This is a genomic window from Haloferula sp. A504, assembly GCF_044385805.1.
Classification (GTDB): domain Bacteria; phylum Verrucomicrobiota; class Verrucomicrobiia; order Verrucomicrobiales; family Akkermansiaceae; genus Haloferula.
In genome coordinates this window covers 1-368 of record NZ_JBISBU010000230.1, presented here as the reverse complement: position 1 = coordinate 368, position 368 = coordinate 1, and the positions used below count along the sequence as shown (strand labels likewise).

The window sequence follows — 368 nt, the reverse complement described above, 5'->3', positions numbered from 1 at the left end:
CGCCGCATCGCCAGAGCCCGCAAGGTCCCGCTGGACTCCATCCACGTGTGCTACGAGGCCGGCGGATGCGGCATGTGGATCGCCCGCCATTTCGACAAGATCGGCGTGCCCTGCACCGTGATCGCCCCGTCGCTGATCCCTTCCCAATCCGGCGACAAGGTCAAAACCGATAAAAAGGACGCCCGCAAGCTCGCCCGCCTCCACCGCGCCGGAGAGTTGACCGCCGTGCGTGTCCCCGACGAGACCGACGAGGCCATCCGCGACCTCTGCCGCGCACGGGTCGATGCCCACGATGACCTGCGCCGCGCCCGCACCCGCGTGCTCGCCCTGCTCCGGCGCCTCGGCATCCACTACCCGGGCAAGACGCA

The 368-nt window shown here is 69.6% G+C and carries 1 protein-coding gene; it reads left to right on the top strand.

Annotated elements, in window-relative coordinates:
- The coding region (locus ACG2LG_RS24305) for a transposase (protein WP_396263504.1) at positions 1–368 on the top strand (368 nt) is incomplete at both ends.